This window comes from Microbacterium sp. ARD31 (assembly GCF_031844425.1).
On record NZ_JAUZVE010000039.1, the window covers coordinates 1 to 14,815 of the forward strand.

15 protein-coding genes, 3 tRNA genes and 1 pseudogene are annotated in these 14,815 nt (G+C 70.6%); 13 read left to right on the top strand and 6 right to left on the bottom strand.

Annotated features, from left to right (window positions below; genetic code table 11):
- A pseudogene (locus Q9S36_RS40215) lies at positions 1 to 675 on the bottom strand (heavy metal translocating P-type ATPase); the annotation flags it as partial.
- 78 nt (positions 676 to 753) lie between these two features.
- Here Q9S36_RS40215 and Q9S36_RS40220 point away from each other — a divergent pair.
- The 4 genes from Q9S36_RS40220 (at position 754) to Q9S36_RS40235 (ending at position 3,956) form a co-directional block, all read left to right on the top strand.
- The gene (locus tag Q9S36_RS40220; protein WP_311290354.1) at positions 754 to 1,086 is read left to right on the top strand and encodes a metalloregulator ArsR/SmtB family transcription factor; all 333 of its coding nucleotides are present in this window, start codon (positions 754 to 756) and stop codon (positions 1,084 to 1,086) included.
- Between the two features lie 91 nt (positions 1,087 to 1,177).
- Positions 1,178 to 1,513 carry a metalloregulator ArsR/SmtB family transcription factor gene (locus Q9S36_RS40225; RefSeq protein WP_311290355.1) on the top strand — a complete coding sequence of 112 codons (336 nt, stop codon included), beginning with the start codon at positions 1,178 to 1,180 and terminating at the stop codon, positions 1,511 to 1,513.
- A complete protein-coding gene (locus Q9S36_RS40230; RefSeq protein ID WP_311290356.1) occupies positions 1,510 to 1,854 on the top strand; it encodes a VCBS domain-containing protein in 345 nt (114 codons plus the stop codon). The genes Q9S36_RS40225 and Q9S36_RS40230 overlap by 4 nt, the downstream gene beginning before the upstream one ends.
- Positions 1,851 to 3,956 carry a heavy metal translocating P-type ATPase gene (locus Q9S36_RS40235; RefSeq protein ID WP_396653942.1) on the top strand — a complete coding sequence of 702 codons (2,106 nt, stop codon included), beginning with the start codon at positions 1,851 to 1,853 and terminating at the stop codon, positions 3,954 to 3,956. Before Q9S36_RS40230 ends, Q9S36_RS40235 begins: the two co-directional genes overlap by 4 nt.
- A gap of 266 nt (positions 3,957 to 4,222) precedes the next feature.
- On the opposite strand, the gene Q9S36_RS40240 is transcribed toward Q9S36_RS40235, so the two are convergent.
- The 3 genes from Q9S36_RS40240 to Q9S36_RS40250 form a co-directional block, all read right to left on the bottom strand.
- Positions 4,223 to 4,295, bottom strand: a tRNA-Phe gene (locus tag Q9S36_RS40240).
- A gap of 65 nt (positions 4,296 to 4,360) precedes the next feature.
- Positions 4,361 to 4,434: transfer RNA gene (locus tag Q9S36_RS40245), tRNA-Asp, on the bottom strand.
- Positions 4,435 to 4,462: 28 nt separating this feature from the next.
- A tRNA-Glu gene (locus Q9S36_RS40250) sits at positions 4,463 to 4,535 on the bottom strand.
- A 296-nt stretch (positions 4,536 to 4,831) separates the two neighbouring features.
- Between Q9S36_RS40250 and Q9S36_RS40255 the strand changes: the two genes are divergently transcribed.
- Positions 4,832 to 6,187 carry a M23 family metallopeptidase gene (locus tag Q9S36_RS40255; RefSeq protein WP_396653943.1) on the top strand — a complete coding sequence of 452 codons (1,356 nt, stop codon included), beginning with the start codon at positions 4,832 to 4,834 and terminating at the stop codon, positions 6,185 to 6,187.
- Here the strand turns inward: Q9S36_RS40255 and Q9S36_RS40260 are convergent.
- Together Q9S36_RS40260 and ppa are read right to left on the bottom strand one after the other, a co-directional pair.
- The gene (locus Q9S36_RS40260) at positions 6,184 to 7,545 is read right to left on the bottom strand and encodes a DUF2254 domain-containing protein (protein WP_311290358.1); all 1,362 of its coding nucleotides are present in this window, start codon (positions 7,543 to 7,545) and stop codon (positions 6,184 to 6,186) included. The genes Q9S36_RS40255 and Q9S36_RS40260 overlap by 4 nt on opposite strands.
- 9 nt (positions 7,546 to 7,554) lie before the next feature.
- Positions 7,555 to 8,088, bottom strand: coding sequence for an inorganic diphosphatase (ppa, locus tag Q9S36_RS40265; protein ID WP_311290359.1), 534 nt, complete (start codon positions 8,086 to 8,088; stop codon positions 7,555 to 7,557).
- 207 nt (positions 8,089 to 8,295) lie between these two features.
- Here ppa and tilS point away from each other — a divergent pair, with 207 nt between their 5' ends.
- The 8 genes from tilS (at position 8,296) to Q9S36_RS40305 (ending at position 14,802) form a co-directional block, all read left to right on the top strand.
- Complete coding sequence (gene tilS / locus Q9S36_RS40270; RefSeq protein ID WP_311290360.1) at positions 8,296 to 9,297, top strand: tRNA lysidine(34) synthetase TilS; 1,002 nt, start codon at positions 8,296 to 8,298, stop codon at positions 9,295 to 9,297.
- A 10-nt stretch (positions 9,298 to 9,307) separates the two neighbouring features.
- On the top strand, positions 9,308 to 9,859 hold the full coding sequence (hpt, locus tag Q9S36_RS40275; protein WP_311290361.1) for a hypoxanthine phosphoribosyltransferase: 552 nt from the start codon (positions 9,308 to 9,310) through the stop codon (positions 9,857 to 9,859).
- 135 nt (positions 9,860 to 9,994) lie between these two features.
- The gene (gene ftsH, locus Q9S36_RS40280) at positions 9,995 to 12,004 is read left to right on the top strand and encodes an ATP-dependent zinc metalloprotease FtsH (RefSeq protein WP_311290415.1); all 2,010 of its coding nucleotides are present in this window, start codon (positions 9,995 to 9,997) and stop codon (positions 12,002 to 12,004) included.
- Positions 12,005 to 12,013: 9 nt separating this feature from the next.
- Complete coding sequence (gene folE, locus Q9S36_RS40285) at positions 12,014 to 12,604, top strand: GTP cyclohydrolase I (RefSeq protein WP_251454336.1); 591 nt, start codon at positions 12,014 to 12,016, stop codon at positions 12,602 to 12,604.
- Positions 12,601 to 13,434, top strand: a complete 834-nt coding sequence (folP, locus tag Q9S36_RS40290) for a dihydropteroate synthase (RefSeq protein ID WP_311290362.1) — start codon at positions 12,601 to 12,603, stop codon at positions 13,432 to 13,434. Before folE ends, folP begins: the two co-directional genes overlap by 4 nt.
- A complete protein-coding gene (gene folB / locus Q9S36_RS40295; protein WP_311290363.1) occupies positions 13,410 to 13,781 on the top strand; it encodes a dihydroneopterin aldolase in 372 nt (123 codons plus the stop codon). Before folP ends, folB begins: the two co-directional genes overlap by 25 nt.
- Positions 13,778 to 14,311 carry a 2-amino-4-hydroxy-6-hydroxymethyldihydropteridine diphosphokinase gene (gene folK / locus Q9S36_RS40300; RefSeq protein WP_311290364.1) on the top strand — a complete coding sequence of 178 codons (534 nt, stop codon included), beginning with the start codon at positions 13,778 to 13,780 and terminating at the stop codon, positions 14,309 to 14,311. Before folB ends, folK begins: the two co-directional genes overlap by 4 nt.
- Complete coding sequence (locus Q9S36_RS40305) at positions 14,308 to 14,802, top strand: DUF3180 domain-containing protein (RefSeq protein ID WP_311290365.1); 495 nt, start codon at positions 14,308 to 14,310, stop codon at positions 14,800 to 14,802. Before folK ends, Q9S36_RS40305 begins: the two co-directional genes overlap by 4 nt.
- Positions 14,803 to 14,815 lie beyond the last annotated feature (13 nt).

Here is a 14,815-nt window from a genome sequence, read left to right on the forward strand (position 1 = left end):
GGTGCCGGCGAACACACGGTTCGCGGCGGGCAGGGTGTCGACGGTGCGCATCGCCCGCTCCGGGTCGGCCACCGGCTCCTTCTCCACCGGAATCGACTCCCCGGTGACCGCGGACTGATCCACCGCGGACACCCCGGAGATCACGAACCCGTCTGAGGGAATGCGGGAGTTCGGGCGGATGACGACGATGTCCCCGACGACGATCTCCTCCACCGGCACCTCCACCGGCTCGTCCCCGCCGCGGCGCACCAGGGCGCTGCGGGGAGCGAGCTCGGCGAGCGATTCGATGGACTTGCTGGCACGGCTGAGGGCGTACTCCTCGAGCGCGTGGCCGAGGCTGAACAGGAACAGCAGCACCGCCCCCTCCGCCCACCGGCCGATGAGGGCGGCGCCGATCGCGGCCACCAGCATGAGGAAGTCGACCTCGAACTTCCCTCGCATCGTCGAAGCGATCGCGGTGCGGAACGTGAAGAACCCACCGAAGAAGTAGGTGGCGAGGAAGAACACCAACGGCCACCCGACCATCGGCAGCCCCAACGCGAACTCGGCGATCATCCCCCCGGCGTAGGTCACACCCGCGGCGATCGCGAACCACAGCTCCCACCGGGCCGAACCGTGGGAATGGTCGTGCGTCTCCGCAGCGGGCGCGGTAGTCGTCGGGGAAGAAGCAGTCATGCGACCAGGATACATCACAAGATCATGATATGTTGTAGTTGTGAATGATTATCGTGATCGGAGGGCACAATGGTGAGCATGGTCGGTACTGAGACGCGTCGGGAAGCAGGCTCCCTGTCCGTGGCGGATGCTGAGCGTCTCGCCGAGATCATGCAGGCGCTGGCGTCACCTGTGCGGCTGCGCATTCTGAGCGCGCTGAGTGTTCAGCCGAGCACCGTGACCGACCTCAGCGAACAGCTGCACATCGGACAGACGACCACATCGAACCATCTGCGGCTACTGCGGCATCTGAGCCTAGTCATCGGCACGCGCGACGGCCGGCACATCCACTACTCACTCTTCGACGACCACGTCTCCGAACTGCTCGAGGAAGCCATCGGGCACCTCGAGCATCTGCCCGGCGGAGGATGACGCGCGCTGTGCGCGATGCACCCGTCGATCGCGATCCTCTGCTACGCATCCCGCTCTCGCATTGATACAGCGGAGAATGTATAGTCAGCGTGTGCTGACTCTTACTTCTCGCCTCGATGTGATGAACCGACTGGGTCGGGCGATGGCCGACCCGACCCGTTCCCGAATCCTCCTCACCCTGCTGGATGCTCCGGGTTACCCGGCCGAGCTCGCACGAGATCTCGAGCTGACGCGGACGAACGTCTCGAACCATCTGACGTGCCTACGTGGCTGCGGGCTGATCGTCGCGACTCCGGAGGGGCGGCGCACTCGATATGAGATCGCCGACCCGCATCTAACCCAGGGGATGCGACAGCTGCTCGAGGCTGTTGTCGCCGTCGACGAGGGCGCCCCGTGCATGGATGATCAGTGCGAGTGCTGCGCATGAGCCTCGTCGACCGTGACCTGTTGCCGGTGGCCTGCACGCTGACGCCCGGCGCTGGCGCTGCACAGCTGGCCGCGTGGCAGGAGTTCAATGACGACTACCTCCTGGACCTCGACAAGACGGCTGGCCAGATCACCGTCCACTACCCGAAGATCGACGACGCGACCGCCCGGCTGACGGAGCTGGTCCGCACCGAGCAGACCTGCTGCACGTTCGTGACCTGGTCGATCGACACGACCCACCCCGACCTGCGCCTGACCGTGACCGGCACCGATGACGCACTGGCCGCGCTCACGTTCCTCGAGCAGACGCCCACCCCCGCAACGAAGGAGAGCGAGCAGTGAGTGAAGAGTGCTGCGGCCCCGACGAGCCGCGCAAGCCCGGCACGGTCCGGCGCATCGAACTGTCCCGGCCTCTCGCGACCGGTGACGCCTGCTGCGCCCCAGAACCCTCCTCCAAGACCACGACGCGAAGCGCGGCACACGAGGCGGGCGATGCCTGCTGCGGACCCGACCTCGCCACCACCGACGCCGAGGCAGCCGAGGAGCCGGAGGTCCGCCCGCCCTGGTGGCGCGACCTCGCCCTGCTCCCCTCCGCACTGTCAGGGCTGTTCCTCCTCGCCGGATACACGTTCGAGTGGACTGGTCTGTACATCCCGGCGCTGGTGCTGCAGTGGGCGGCGCTGCTCGCCGGCGCCTACACATTCGTCCCCGGCGCGATCCGCCGCCTGATCCGGGGCAGGCTCGGCGTCGGGCTGCTGATGACGATCGCCGCCATCGGCGCCGTGCTCCTCGGACACGTCGGGGAGGCCGCGACGCTGGCATTCCTGTTCTCCCTCGCCGAAGCGCTCGAGGACCGGGCGATGGACCGCGCCAAGGAAGGCTTGCGCGCCCTGCTGTCCCTCATCCCCGACACCGTCCGCGTCTCCCGCCTCACCGGCGACATCACGATCCCTGCCGCGGACGTGCGGGAGCTGGACATCCTCGTCGTCGGCGCCGGCGACCGCATCGCGACAGACGGCGTGGTCGTCGAAGGACGGTCCAGCCTGGACACGTCGGCGATCACCGGAGAATCCATCCCCGTCGAGGTCGGCCCCGGCGATGCGGTCGCCGCCGGCTCGGTGAACGGCTCCGCGACCCTGCGGATCGAGGCGACCGCGGACGGCCGCGACAACTCCCTCACACAGATCGTCGCCCTGGTGGAGCAGGCCCACGCCCGTAAGGGCGAGAGGGCACGCCTGGCCGACCGGATCGCTCGCCCCCTCGTCCCTGCTGTCCTGATTGCCGCGGCCCTTGTCGCGCTGTTCGGGCTGCTGGTCGGCGACCCGTGGACCTGGATCGAACGTGCCCTCGTCGTGCTCGTCGCGGCGTCCCCGTGCGCGCTGGCGATCGCTGTCCCGGTGACGGTGATCAGCGCGATCGGCGCGGCGTCGAAGTTCGGCGTCGTGATCAAGTCGGGTGAGGCGTTCGAGCAGCTCGGCACGATCCGCGCCGTCGCCCTCGACAAGACCGGCACCCTCACCCGCAACGAGCCCACCGTCGTTGATGTGCAACCCGCATCGGGCGTCAACCGCGACGACCTGCTCGCGTGGGCTGCGGCGGTGGAAGCGACCAGCACACACCCTCTTGCCGCCGCGATCACCAAGGCGGCGTCCGGCGTGCGTCCCGCCAGCGATGTGGTCGAGGACGCCGGGCACGGCATCACCGGAACCATTGACGGACGGTCGATCCGGGTCGGAAACGTCCGCTGGCTCGATCCCGGTGCCCAGCGGACTACCGCGGAGTCGATGGCCGAGCAGGGGATGACGGTCGTCGTGGTCGAGGCGGACCGGAAGATCGCCGGGCTGATCGGGGTGCGCGACGAGCTGCGCCCGGAATCGGCTGAGACCGTGCGGATGCTGCAAGCGCAGGGCATCGAGACGATCATGCTCACAGGCGACAACACCCGCACCGCCCACGCCATCGCCCAAGAGGCCGGCATCACCGATGTCCGTGCCGAACAACTCCCCGCCGACAAGGCCGCTGCGATCGAGGCGCTCGTTACGCAGCGGCCGACCGCGATGGTGGGCGATGGGATCAACGACGCCCCCGCTCTGGCGACCGCGACGGTCGGGATCGCGATGGGCGTGAAGGGATCCGCGGCGGCGATCGAGTCCGCCGACGTCGCCTTCACCGGCCACGACCTCCGCCTCATCCCCGGCGCCCTCGCCCACGCCCGCCGCGGCCGGCGGATCATGACCGCCAACATCGGTCTGGCGCTGGCGATCATCGTCGTGCTGTTCCCGCTCGCGCTGTTCGGCGTGCTCGGGCTCGCCGGCGTGGTCCTGGTGCACGAGATCGCCGAGGTTGTCGTCATCCTCAACGGCGTCCGCGCCGCCCGTCGCCCCGCTGCACTCCGGCAATTGGCCGCGATACCCGCTCGCGAGCCCGAACACGCCCATGCCTGACTGCGATGCGCGTGTGCCACGCGAGCGAATGGAGCCGATGATGAGACGCCCGAACTCCTGATCCTCGGTCGGAGCCTGACCCATTGCGCGGACGATATTCCGGGTGAACCGGCCCAAGACCGGCCCAACCTGGCGAACGTGTGGTCTTCGACTGGGTATGTCGTGGTAGCGATTCGGGTTCGCAAACAGATTGAGGCCGCTCGAAACGCGCCCTGACCGGGGGATACAAGAAACCCCCGTGCGTAGAAGCCACACGAGGGTCCCAGTGGCTCCGACGGGCGTCGATCCCGTGACCTCACGATTTTCAGTCGTGCGCTCTACCAACTGAGCTACAGAGCCGCGCAACATCCGCGGATGCCGCGTCCTAAACGAAAAGCCCTCCGAGAAGGGCTTGTCGCTCGGAGCGACCCTGACGGGACTTGAACCCGCGACCTCCGCCGTGACAGGGCGGCACGCTAACCAACTGCGCTACAGGGCCATGCATATTCAGTTGTGTCCGGCAAGAGTGACCCCAACGGGATTCGAACCCGTGCTACCGCCGTGAAAGGGCGGCGTCCTAGGCCGCTAAACGATGGGGCCGAGATGAACCCGGTGGGCTCTCGCTTGCCGACGCTCAAGCATACGAGATCATTCCGCGATTCGCCAATCGAGAACGCGTCCCCCTGGCGCGCAGGGGGGCATCGCGGTAACGTGCCCACACGCGGAGAGCGTCTGGGGCGCCTTCGTATGCGCGCCGCAGGGTTGCGGATGTGACTCGTGTTGCTAGTGTGAAACACGTTGTCGCGCGGAAGGAGGGGTCTGTGAGCTCACGGCACGACCTCGACGACTGCGGCTGCGCGCCCGCCGACGGCCCCCAGCGGCTCAGATTGCCGACCATGTCCCGGCGCAGCGCGCTCGGTCTCGGGATCCTCGGCGCCGCCGTCATCGGCGCCATCGCGACGCCCCTGCTCCCGGCCGCGTTCGCGGCGGACTACCCCACGTGGGACGACGTCCAGCGGGCGCGGAACAACGAGGCGGCCAAGGCCGGCGAGATCTCGAGGATCCAGGGTCTCATCGAGTCCCTCAAGGCGGACGTCGCGGCCAAGCAGGCGGCGGCGAAGAAGGCCGCCGACGAGTTCTACGTGGCTCAGCAGGAGTTCTTCGACGCCTCGTATCGCGCCGACCAGCTGCAGGTGCAGGCCGATGACCAGGCCGCCCTGGCCCTGGAGTCGGCCAACAAGGCCGGCCGTGTCGCGGCGCAGCTGTACCGCAACGGCGGCGACGACACATCGCTCGAGCTCTTCTTCGCGGGTTCCGCGGCCTCGGCCGACGACCTGCTCGCGCGCCTGGGCACGATGGACCGACTCATCGCCCGCAACAACGACATCTACGCAGAGGCGGTCACCGCCCGCGACACCGCCCAGAGCCTCACCGATCAGGCCGTCGTCGCGCGGGACGAGCGCGACCGCCTGCAGCAGATCGCCGAAGAGAAGATGGCCGCCGCGCGGAAGGCCGCCGAAGAGGCCGAGGCCGCGCTCGAGCGCCAGACCCAGTTCCTCTCCACCCTCGACGCGCAGCTCGCCGCGCTGAAGGACACCACGTCGAAGACCATCGCGGACTACCAGGAGGGTGTCCGCGTGCGCGAAGAGGCGGCCCGTCGCGCTCGCGAAGAAGCCGCGCGTCGCGCTCGGGAAGAAGCCGAGCGCCTCGCCCGCGAACGTGCCGCCGCAGCGGCTGCCGCGGCTGCCGCCGGCGGTGGCGGTGGCGGGGGCGGCTCGTCCAGTGGTGGCGGCGGTGGCGGTTCCAGCGGCGGCAACGGCGGTTCCGTCGCCGGCTCCGGCTGGGCGCGGCCCTCGTCCGGCTACTTCTCTTCCGGGTACGGCCCCCGCTCGGGCCAGTGCACGTCGAATTACTGCTCCAGCACGTGGCACCTCGGTGTCGACCTCGCCGCCGGCTGCGGCGCGGGCATCTACGCCGCCGCGGGCGGCACCGTCGTGTACGCCGGCTACAACGGCGGCTACGGCAACTACATCAAGATCGACCACGGCAACGGGATGGCGACCGGCTACGCCCACATACGTGACGGCGGCATCTTCGTCGGATACGGCCAGCGCGTCGGCGCCGGCCAGCTGATCGCCAGCGAGGGCCGCACGGGCAATTCCTTCGGATGCCACGTGCACTTCGAGGTGTACGAGTGGGGCCGGCCCATCAACCCGTCGCCGTTCATGTCGGCCCGGGGCGTCAGCCTCTAGAGCGTCGCTTCGAACGCCATGCGCGCGCTCTCCGCGTCGCGCGCGAACCTCGCCCGCTCGTGCTCGTCGTAGTCCGCGTCGGCGACCGACCGCTCCAGCCGCTCGAGCTGACTGCGAAGCACCGCGCGATGCTCGGGATGACGCACCCGCCACGCCACGTCCTCGATGACGCCGAACAGACGACGCACGACGTCCGGATCCCCGGCTCCGTAGCGACGGACCTGCTGCACCCCGATCTCGACCAGAGCGCCGAAGTCGTCCGCCGCCGGGATGAGTCGCACCACACCGCGCTCATCCGCGTAGCCGAGCGCAGGACGCTCGCCGTCGGCGAGGTCGCCGAGCAGCGAGGCGATGTGGCCGAGCGCGTGCACGGCGGTGGTCGGGTCGTTCACGCCGGGCGAGAGCGCCTTCGCGGCGATGTCGGCGAGCTGGCGCAGACCGAAGCCGACGTCCTGGTTCGCGGTCCGCTCGTACGCCGCGGCGAAGGCTGCCGTGACGCGCTCGTCGATCCCGTCTCGATCCGCCGAGGCGTCCGAAACCGGCCACCACTCCACCAGCGGCGTGCCCTCGACCACGGCGCTGCCGATCGTGCGCAGCTCGCGCACCACGATGTCCGCTTCAGCGGCCAGGCGCACCAGCTCGGCGCGGTCCACCCCGGTCAGGAATCCGGATGCCGGCGCCATCACCCGCCGCGCGTCTGCCGGTCGTGCCGGTATCGACGCGGCTCCCGCCGCTGACGCCGGAACGGCGATGCCCGGTTCGTCGTCGGCCTGGAGTGTGATCGTCCGGGACGCCTCGCGGTGGACGTCGCGCATCATCGTCTCGACCCGCAGCTGCCGGGCGAGATGCGCGAGGAAGAACGTGAGCACCACCACGCTCGCGAGCGTCAGCAGCGAGGCCGCCGTCACCGCCAGGCGGGGGACGAACTTGTCGGCATCGTCGGTGGCGTCCTCGACGGTGCGGAGGACCGTCAGCGCGTACGCGAAGGTTCCGAGGAACAGCGCGAGCGTGGCGTGGACCATCCCGTCGGACGAGAACATCCGCAACAGCCGCGGCGACGCCTGACTGCTGGCGAGCTGCAGTGTGACGACGGTGAGCGAGAAGGTGAGCGACGCCGCCGTGATGAGCGAGCCCGCGATCGCCGACAGGACGGCGCGTGCAGCATCCACCCCGCCGGAGAAGACGAGGTTCGCCACCGACGCCGGAAGGTCATCGTCGACGGCGCGGTCCACGAGGGGGAGCGCGATGCCGAGGATGACGGCCAGGACGACAGCGGCCAGCGGCACCGGCCACAGCCGAGAGGCGACGGCCTCGCGCGCCGAGGCCAGTCGCCGACGTACCGCCCCCTGCCGGGTCATGGTCGGAGGCTACAGCGTGTTGGGCGCTTCGCCCTCGCCCTGCGTGCGCGTCTCGCCCTCGTGCTGCTCGAAGCGCTCGAACGCCTCGGTCACAAGACGCTCCGCCTCGTCCGCGCCGGCCCACTCGTCGACCTTGACCCACTTGCCGGGCTCGAGGTCCTTGTAGTGCTCGAAGAAGTGGTTGATCTCGTTCTTGGTGAAGTCCGAGAGATCGGTGACGTCCTGGATGTGCGCCCAGCGCGGGTCCTTCGCCAGCACCGCGACGACCTTGTCGTCGCCGCCGGCCTCGTCGGTCATCTTCAGCACGCCGACGGGGCGGACCTTCGCCAGGATGCCGGGCGCGAGGTCGTGGTCGAGGAGCACGAGCACGTCGAGCGGGTCGCCGTCCTCGCCGAGGGTGTTCTCGAAGAAGCCGTAGTTGCTCGGGTAGCCCATCGGCGTGTAGAGGATGCGGTCGAGGAAGACGCGGCCGGTACCGTGATCGACCTCGTACTTGATGCGGCTGCCGCGGGGGATCTCGATGACGGCGTCGTACGCGCCCATACTGGTGCTCCTTCGAAGACGGTGGGGTGCCGCGACAAGCCTAGTGCGGGCGCATAACTCCTGCAGTTCGCGCGGGCCTGCCGTCGCCCGCCGCGGAATCACGCGGAAGAACGCCGCGCGCCCGCGCCGGGTGCAGGAGTTGTGATCCGCCCGGCGACCCGCCGCACCCCCCCGGCGACCCGCCCGCGCCGCCGGTACCGTGGCAGTGTGACCGACCACCGCCCGGGCCTGCACCCCGCCGTCGCCGAGGTGCGCCGGGCCGTCCGCGCCGCGCTGCAGCCCCTCGAGCCCGGCGGCCGCATCCTCGTCGCGCTGTCGGGCGGGCCCGACTCGCTCGCGCTCGCCGCGGCCGTCGCGTTCGAAGCTCCCAAGCGGCAGCTCGCCGCCGTCGCGGTGACGGTCGACCACGGCCTGCAGTCCGGCTCGGCCGAGGTCGCCGCCACGGCTGCCGCCCAGGCCCGCGCCCTCGGGCTCGATGGCCGTGTCGTCCGCGTCGACGTCGGTTCGGCCGGGGGCCCCGAGGCCGCCGCCCGCACCGCCCGCTACGCCGCGCTCGCCGCCGCGGCGCACGACCTCGACGCGGCCGCGATCCTCACCGGCCACACCCTCGACGACCAGGCCGAGACCGTGCTGCTGGGCCTCGCCCGGGGCTCGGGTGCGGCGAGCCTGCAGGGCATGGCGCCCCGCTCCGACCTCGACGGCATCCCGCTGCTTCGTCCGCTGCTCGAGGTCCGCCGCACCACGACCCGAGCCGCCTGCGCGGCCGAGGGGCTCGACCTCTGGGACGACCCCCACAACCTCGACCCCGCCTTCGCCCGGGTGCGCGCCCGCCGCACCGTGCTGCCCGTCCTCGAGGACGAGCTCGGCCCCGGGGTCGCGGAGGCCCTGGCCCGCACGGCCGCGCAGCTGCGCGAAGACGCCGAGGCCTTCGACGAGATGATCGACGAGACGATCGAGGACATCGTCGAGCACGCCGAGGCGGGCATCTCGGTGTCTGCGGCGGCTCTCGCGGCCAACCCGGCGGCGCTGCGCCACCGCATCATCCGCCACGTCGTCGCCAGCGAGTTCCACCAGTCCCTCTCGCGCACCCAGACCCTCGAGGTCGCTCGCCTGGTCACGGACTGGTCGGGGCAGGGGCCGATCGACCTGCCCGGATGCCGCGCCCGGCGCATCGGCGGACGCATCGAGTTCGCCGCCGCCGACTCCTAGACTCGAAGCCATGCGCGCGACCGACATCGAAAGCGACCTGAACGACGTCCTCGTGACCGAGGAGCAGATCCTGGCGAAGCTCGACGAGATCGCCGCGCGGGTGGCGGCGGACTACGAGGGCAAGGACCTGCTGCTGGTCGGGGTCCTCAAGGGCGCCGTCATGGTGATGGCCGATTTCGCGCGGGCCCTCCCGACCCTCGTGCCCATGGACTGGATGGCGGTTTCGTCGTACGGGGCGGGAACGAAGTCCAGCGGCGTCGTCCAGATCCGCAAGGACCTCGACACCGACCTCACCGGCAAGCACGTCCTCATCGTCGAGGACATCATCGACTCCGGCCTCACCCTCAGCTGGCTGCTCGACAACTTCGCCTCGCGCGGCGCCGCGTCGATCGAGGTCTTCGCGCTGCTGCGCAAGCCCGAGGCGGCCAAGGTGCACGTGGAGTGCAAGTACGTCGGTTTCGACATCCCCACCGACTTCGTCGTCGGCTACGGCCTCGACTACGACGAGCGGTACCGCAATCTGCGCGATGTCGCCGTGCTCGCCCCGCACGTCTATTCGTGAGCGGATGCCGCGGTGTACGCCGTCGGCGAATGCACAGATGACCCCTAGGTGACCCGCGATACCCTGAAACCCACTGTCGCCGGGGCATCCCGCCCGCGACGGCTGTCGACGAAGGGATCGGGCATCGCCCGCACCATGGACTTCAAGAAGATCACGCGCAATCCGCTTCTCTACGTGCTGCTGATCGCGGTGTTCCTGATCGTGGGCTTCACGCTCATCTCGAGCCTCAACGGGGCCAAGCAGATCTCCACGCAGCAGGGTCTCGAGCTGCTCGATCGCGGTGCGGTGACCGAGGTCCTCACCACCGACGGAGACCAGCGCGTCGACATGACGCTCGCCGAGCCCTTCGAGGGCTCCACCGAGGTGCAGTTCTACTACGTGACCGCGCGCGCCGACGAGGTCGTCGAGGCGATCAACGCCGCCGATCCCGAGGACGGCTTCAACGACGCCGTGCCGCGCGCGACGTGGTTCGACGGCTTCCTGTCGCTGATGATCCCGATCCTGCTGCTCGGTCTGCTCTTCTGGTTCCTGCTCTCGAACGTGCAGGGCGGCGGTTCGAAGGTCATGCAGTTCGGCAAGTCGCGGGCCAAGCTCGTGACGAAGGAGATGCCGCAGGTCACCTTCCAGGACGTGGCCGGCTCGGACGAGGCGATCGAAGAGCTCGAAGAGATCAAGGACTTCCTGAAGGACCCGTCGAAGTTCCAGGCCGTCGGCGCCCGCATCCCCAAGGGCGTGCTGCTGTACGGCCCTCCCGGAACGGGCAAGACCCTCCTCGCGCGCGCCGTCGCCGGCGAGGCCGGCGTGCCGTTCTACTCGATCTCGGGTTCGGACTTCGTGGAGATGTTCGTCGGCGTCGGCGCGAGCCGCGTCCGCGACCTGTTCAACCAGGCCAAAGAGAGCTCGCCCGCCATCATCTTCATCGACGAGATCGACGCCGTCGGCCGCCACCGCGGCGCCGGCATGGGCGGCGGCCACGACGAGCGCGAGCAGACCCTCAACCAGATGCTCGTCGAGATGGACGGGTTCGACCCCAAGGTCAACGTGATCGTGATCGCGGCGACCAACCGCCCCGACATCCTCGACCCGGCTCTGCTGCGTCCGGGCCGCTTCGACCGCCAGATCGGGGTGGACGCGCCCGACCTGAAGGGCCGCAAGAAGATCCTCGAGGTGCACGGCCGAGGCAAGCCCCTCGCGGACGGGGTCGACCTCGAGGTCGTCGCACGGAAGACCCCCGGGTTCACCGGAGCCGACCTCGCCAACGTCCTGAACGAGGCCGCCCTGCTGACGGCGCGCTCGAACGCCCAGCTGATCGACAACCGCGCGCTCGACGAGGCGATCGACCGCGTGCTGGCGGGTCCCCAGCGCCGCACGCGGGTGATGAAGGACAAAGAGAAGCTCATCACGGCCTACCACGAGGGCGGACACGCCCTGGCGGCCGCGGCGATGAACCACACCGACCCGGTGACGAAGGTGACGATCCTCCCGCGCGGCAAGGCCCTCGGCTACACGATGGTGCTGCCTCTGGACGACAAGTACTCCGTCACCCGCAACGAGCTGCAGGACCAGCTCGCGTATGCGATGGGCGGCCGGGTGGCCGAGGAGATCGTCTTCCACGACCCCACCACCGGTGCCTCCAACGACATCGAGAAGGCCACCGGCATCGCCCGGAAGATGGTCACCGAGTACGGCATGACCACCGACGTCGGGCCGGTCAAGCTCGGGCAGTCCTCGGGCGAGGTCTTCATGGGCCGCGACATGGGCCACGGCCGCGACTTCTCGGAGCGCGTCGCGGAGCAGGTCGACTCGCAGGTGCGCGCGCTCATCGAGCAGGCCCACGACGAGGCGTACGAGGTCATCAACGCCAACCGCGAGGTCCTCGACCGCCTCGCGCTGAACCTCCTCGAGAAGGAGACCCTCGATCACCTCGAGCTCGCCGAGATCTTCCGCGACGTGAAGAAGCTCCCGCCGCGCCCGCAGTGGCTCTCGAGCGACGAGCGTCCGGTCTCGACGCTGCCGCCGGTCGATGTGCCGCGCCGTGTCGAGGAGGCCGCGGGGGTCGCGGCATCCGTCGAAGCGGAGCAGCCCGCCGCGCAGCGCGCGACCCAGCGCCGCACGAGCGGTCAGGCGCGCCCCGCGACCGCGTAGGCTCGGCCCGTGGCCGTAGACCGACAGCGCGTCGCCGCGCTCGTGCGAGAGCTGCTCGAGGCGATCGGCGAGGACCCGGATCGTCCGGGCCTGCGGCTGACCCCCGACCGGGTCGCCGACACGTACGCCGATTTCTTCGGCGGTGTCGGTGAGGATCCGGGAGCGCCGCTGGCCAGCACGATCTCGGTGACGCGGGGACCCGCCCCCGAGACGCTCCCGTCGGGAGCGGTGATGCTCCGCGGCATCCGCTTCCGCTCGGTGTGCGAGCACCACCTGCTGCCGTTCCGCGGCACCGCCCACCTGGCCTACCTGCCGGGCGAGCAGGTCGTCGGCCTTGGAGCCCTGCCGAAGGTCGTCGACATCCTCGCCTCGCGCCCGCAGGTGCAGGAGCGCCTGGGCGAGCAGATCGCCGACGCGATCGCGAGCGCCCTCGACACACGCGGTGTGCTCGTCGTGCTCGAGGCGTCGCACGAGTGCGTCACCATGCGCGGCGACCGCCAGTCCGACGCCTCGACCGTGACCATCGCCGCACGGGGCGAACTGGCCGAACCGTCCGCCCGCGCCGAACTCATCGCCCTGCTGGGAGCACCCCGACCATGACCCTTCTCATGGGGATCGTCAACGTGACCCCCGACTCGTTCAGCGACGGGGGGCGCTTCCTCGACCACGAGGCCGCCGTCTCCCACGGTCTCGCCCTGTGCCGCGCGGGCGCCCACATCCTCGACATCGGCGGCGAATCGACCCGCCCGGGCGCCGAGCGGGTCGAGCCCGCCGTCGAGCAGGAGCGGATCCTCCCGGTGGTGCGCGCGCTCGCCGAGGCGGGCGCCGTCGTGAGCGTCGACACCATGAACGCCTCGACCGCTCGGGCTGCCGTCGACGCGGGTGCCCGCATCGTCAACGACGTCTCGGGCGGGCTCGCCGACCCCGAGATGCTGTCCGTCGTCGCGGCCGCCGGCGCCGATGTCGTCCTCGGGCACTGGCGGGGGCATTCCGCCGACATGTACGCGGCGGCCGAGTACGCCGACGTCGTGGGCGAGGTGGTCGGCGAGCTGGCGTCGCGCATCGACGCGGCGGCAGCCGCCGGCATCCCGCCCGCCCGTGTGATCGTCGACCCCGGCATCGGCTTCGGCAAACGCGGCGAGCAGAACTGGGCGGTGCTGCGCGCCACCGAGCGCATCGCTCGCCTCGGGCCCCGCGTGCTCGTCGGGACGAGCCGCAAGAAGTTCCTGGCCGAGACGCTCGATCCGTCCGACCCCGCATCGGTCGACGAGGATCGCCGCGACCTCGCCACCGCCGTCACCACGGTCCTGGCCGCACAGGCCGGGGCATGGGGCCTGCGCGTCCATGACATCAGCGCATCGCGCGACGCGCTGGCGGTCCGCCGCGCATGGGAGGGGGAGAGCCGATGGGCATCGACCAGATCACGCTGACGGGGCTGACCGTCGTCGGCCACCATGGGGTCTACGACCACGAGCGCCGGGACGGGCAGGAGTTCGTCGTCGACCTCGTGCTCGATCTCGACACGACGCCGGCTGCGGCATCCGACGACGTCGCCGACACGGTCCACTACGGCGAGCTCGCCGAGCAGGTCGCAGCCGTGGTCGCCGGCGAACCGGTGAACCTCCTCGAGACGCTCGCCGCCCGCATCGCAGGAGTCGTGCTCGAGCATCCCCCGGTGGACGCGGTACAGGTGAGCGTCCACAAGCCGCAGGCGCCCATCCCCGTCGCGTTCGGCGACGTCGCCGTCACGATCCGCCGCGAGCGAGGTGCGCGATGAGCCGCCGGCTCGCGCACGGCATCGACCGCGACGGTACGGTGCACGGGCTTCCGGCCGGGCACGCCGTCGTCGCGCTCGGGGCGAACCTGGGCGACCGCCGCGCGACCATCACCGCCGCCGTGCAGGACCTCGCGCGCATGCCGCTGACCACCGAGGTCGTCGCCGCCGAGCCCATCGAATCGGTGGCGATGAAGCCCGACGGGCCGGATGCCGGGGCTCCGGCATACCTGAATTCCGTCGCCCTGCTCACCACCCGCCTCGCACCGTCCGTGCTGCTCGGGTTCCTGCACGCGATCGAGGACCGTCATGGGCGCGAGCGCGCGGAGCGCTGGGGCGACCGCACGCTCGATCTCGACCTGATCGCCTTCGGCGATGCACGCAGCTCGGGACCCGGGCTCATCCTGCCGCACCCGCGGGCCGCGGAGCGGGCGTTCGTGCTCGTGCCGTGGCTGGCCGTCGACCCCGACGCGGTCCTCCCCGGCGCGGGCCGCGTCGACGAGCTGCTCGCGCGGCTCGAGGGGCGCTCGTGACGCGCACGGGCGCCGGCGTGCTGCTCGTTGCCGCGGTCATCGGCACCGCGGTGGGGTTCGCGCTCGACCAGATGCTGACCGCGTCGGGGCGGCCGACCTTCACCCCCGCCGTGACGCTGCCGATCCTGCTGATCGCGCTCGGCGGCGCGGTCGTGGCGCTGGCGTATCCGATCCACCGGGCGGCGCGCGGCGATGCCCCCGCGCGGATCGACCCGTTCCGCGCGGTCCGCGTCGCGATGCTGGCGAAGGCGTCGAGCATCGTCGGGGCCTCCGTGGCCGGACTCGCGCTGGGGCTCGCCCTGTTCCTGCTGACCCGCCCCGTGCCGCCCTCGGTAGGCTCGATGGTGGCGATCGTGGGCACGGCCGCGGCCGGCGGCATCCTCGTCGCCGCCGCCCTCTACGCCGAGCACCTCTGCACGATCCGGAAGGACGACGATGACGAACAGCCCGGACGCGCAGCCGGTGGGATCGCCCCCGAGCCCCACGACTGAGCCCGCAGCGCCG

What these genes read in the sequence shown, in the direction of transcription:
- folP (WP_311290362.1), top strand. Translation starts at nt 12,601, where the DNA reads ATGACCCTTCTCATGGGGATCGTCAACGTGACCCCCGACTCGTTCAGC.
- hpt (WP_311290361.1), top strand. Translation starts at nt 9,308, where the DNA reads ATGCGCGCGACCGACATCGAAAGCGACCTGAACGACGTCCTCGTGACC.
- Q9S36_RS40230 (WP_311290356.1), top strand. Translation starts at nt 1,510, where the DNA reads ATGAGCCTCGTCGACCGTGACCTGTTGCCGGTGGCCTGCACGCTGACG.
- Q9S36_RS40255 (WP_396653943.1), top strand. Translation starts at nt 4,832, where the DNA reads ATGTCCCGGCGCAGCGCGCTCGGTCTCGGGATCCTCGGCGCCGCCGTC.
- ftsH (WP_311290415.1), top strand. Translation starts at nt 9,995, where the DNA reads ATGGACTTCAAGAAGATCACGCGCAATCCGCTTCTCTACGTGCTGCTG.
- Q9S36_RS40220 (WP_311290354.1), top strand. Translation starts at nt 754, where the DNA reads ATGGTCGGTACTGAGACGCGTCGGGAAGCAGGCTCCCTGTCCGTGGCG.
- Q9S36_RS40260 (WP_311290358.1), bottom strand. Translation starts at nt 7,545, where the DNA reads ATGACCCGGCAGGGGGCGGTACGTCGGCGACTGGCCTCGGCGCGCGAG.
- folK (WP_311290364.1), top strand. Translation starts at nt 13,778, where the DNA reads ATGAGCCGCCGGCTCGCGCACGGCATCGACCGCGACGGTACGGTGCAC.
- ppa (WP_311290359.1), bottom strand. Translation starts at nt 8,088, where the DNA reads ATGGGCGCGTACGACGCCGTCATCGAGATCCCCCGCGGCAGCCGCATC.
- folB (WP_311290363.1), top strand. Translation starts at nt 13,410, where the DNA reads ATGGGCATCGACCAGATCACGCTGACGGGGCTGACCGTCGTCGGCCAC.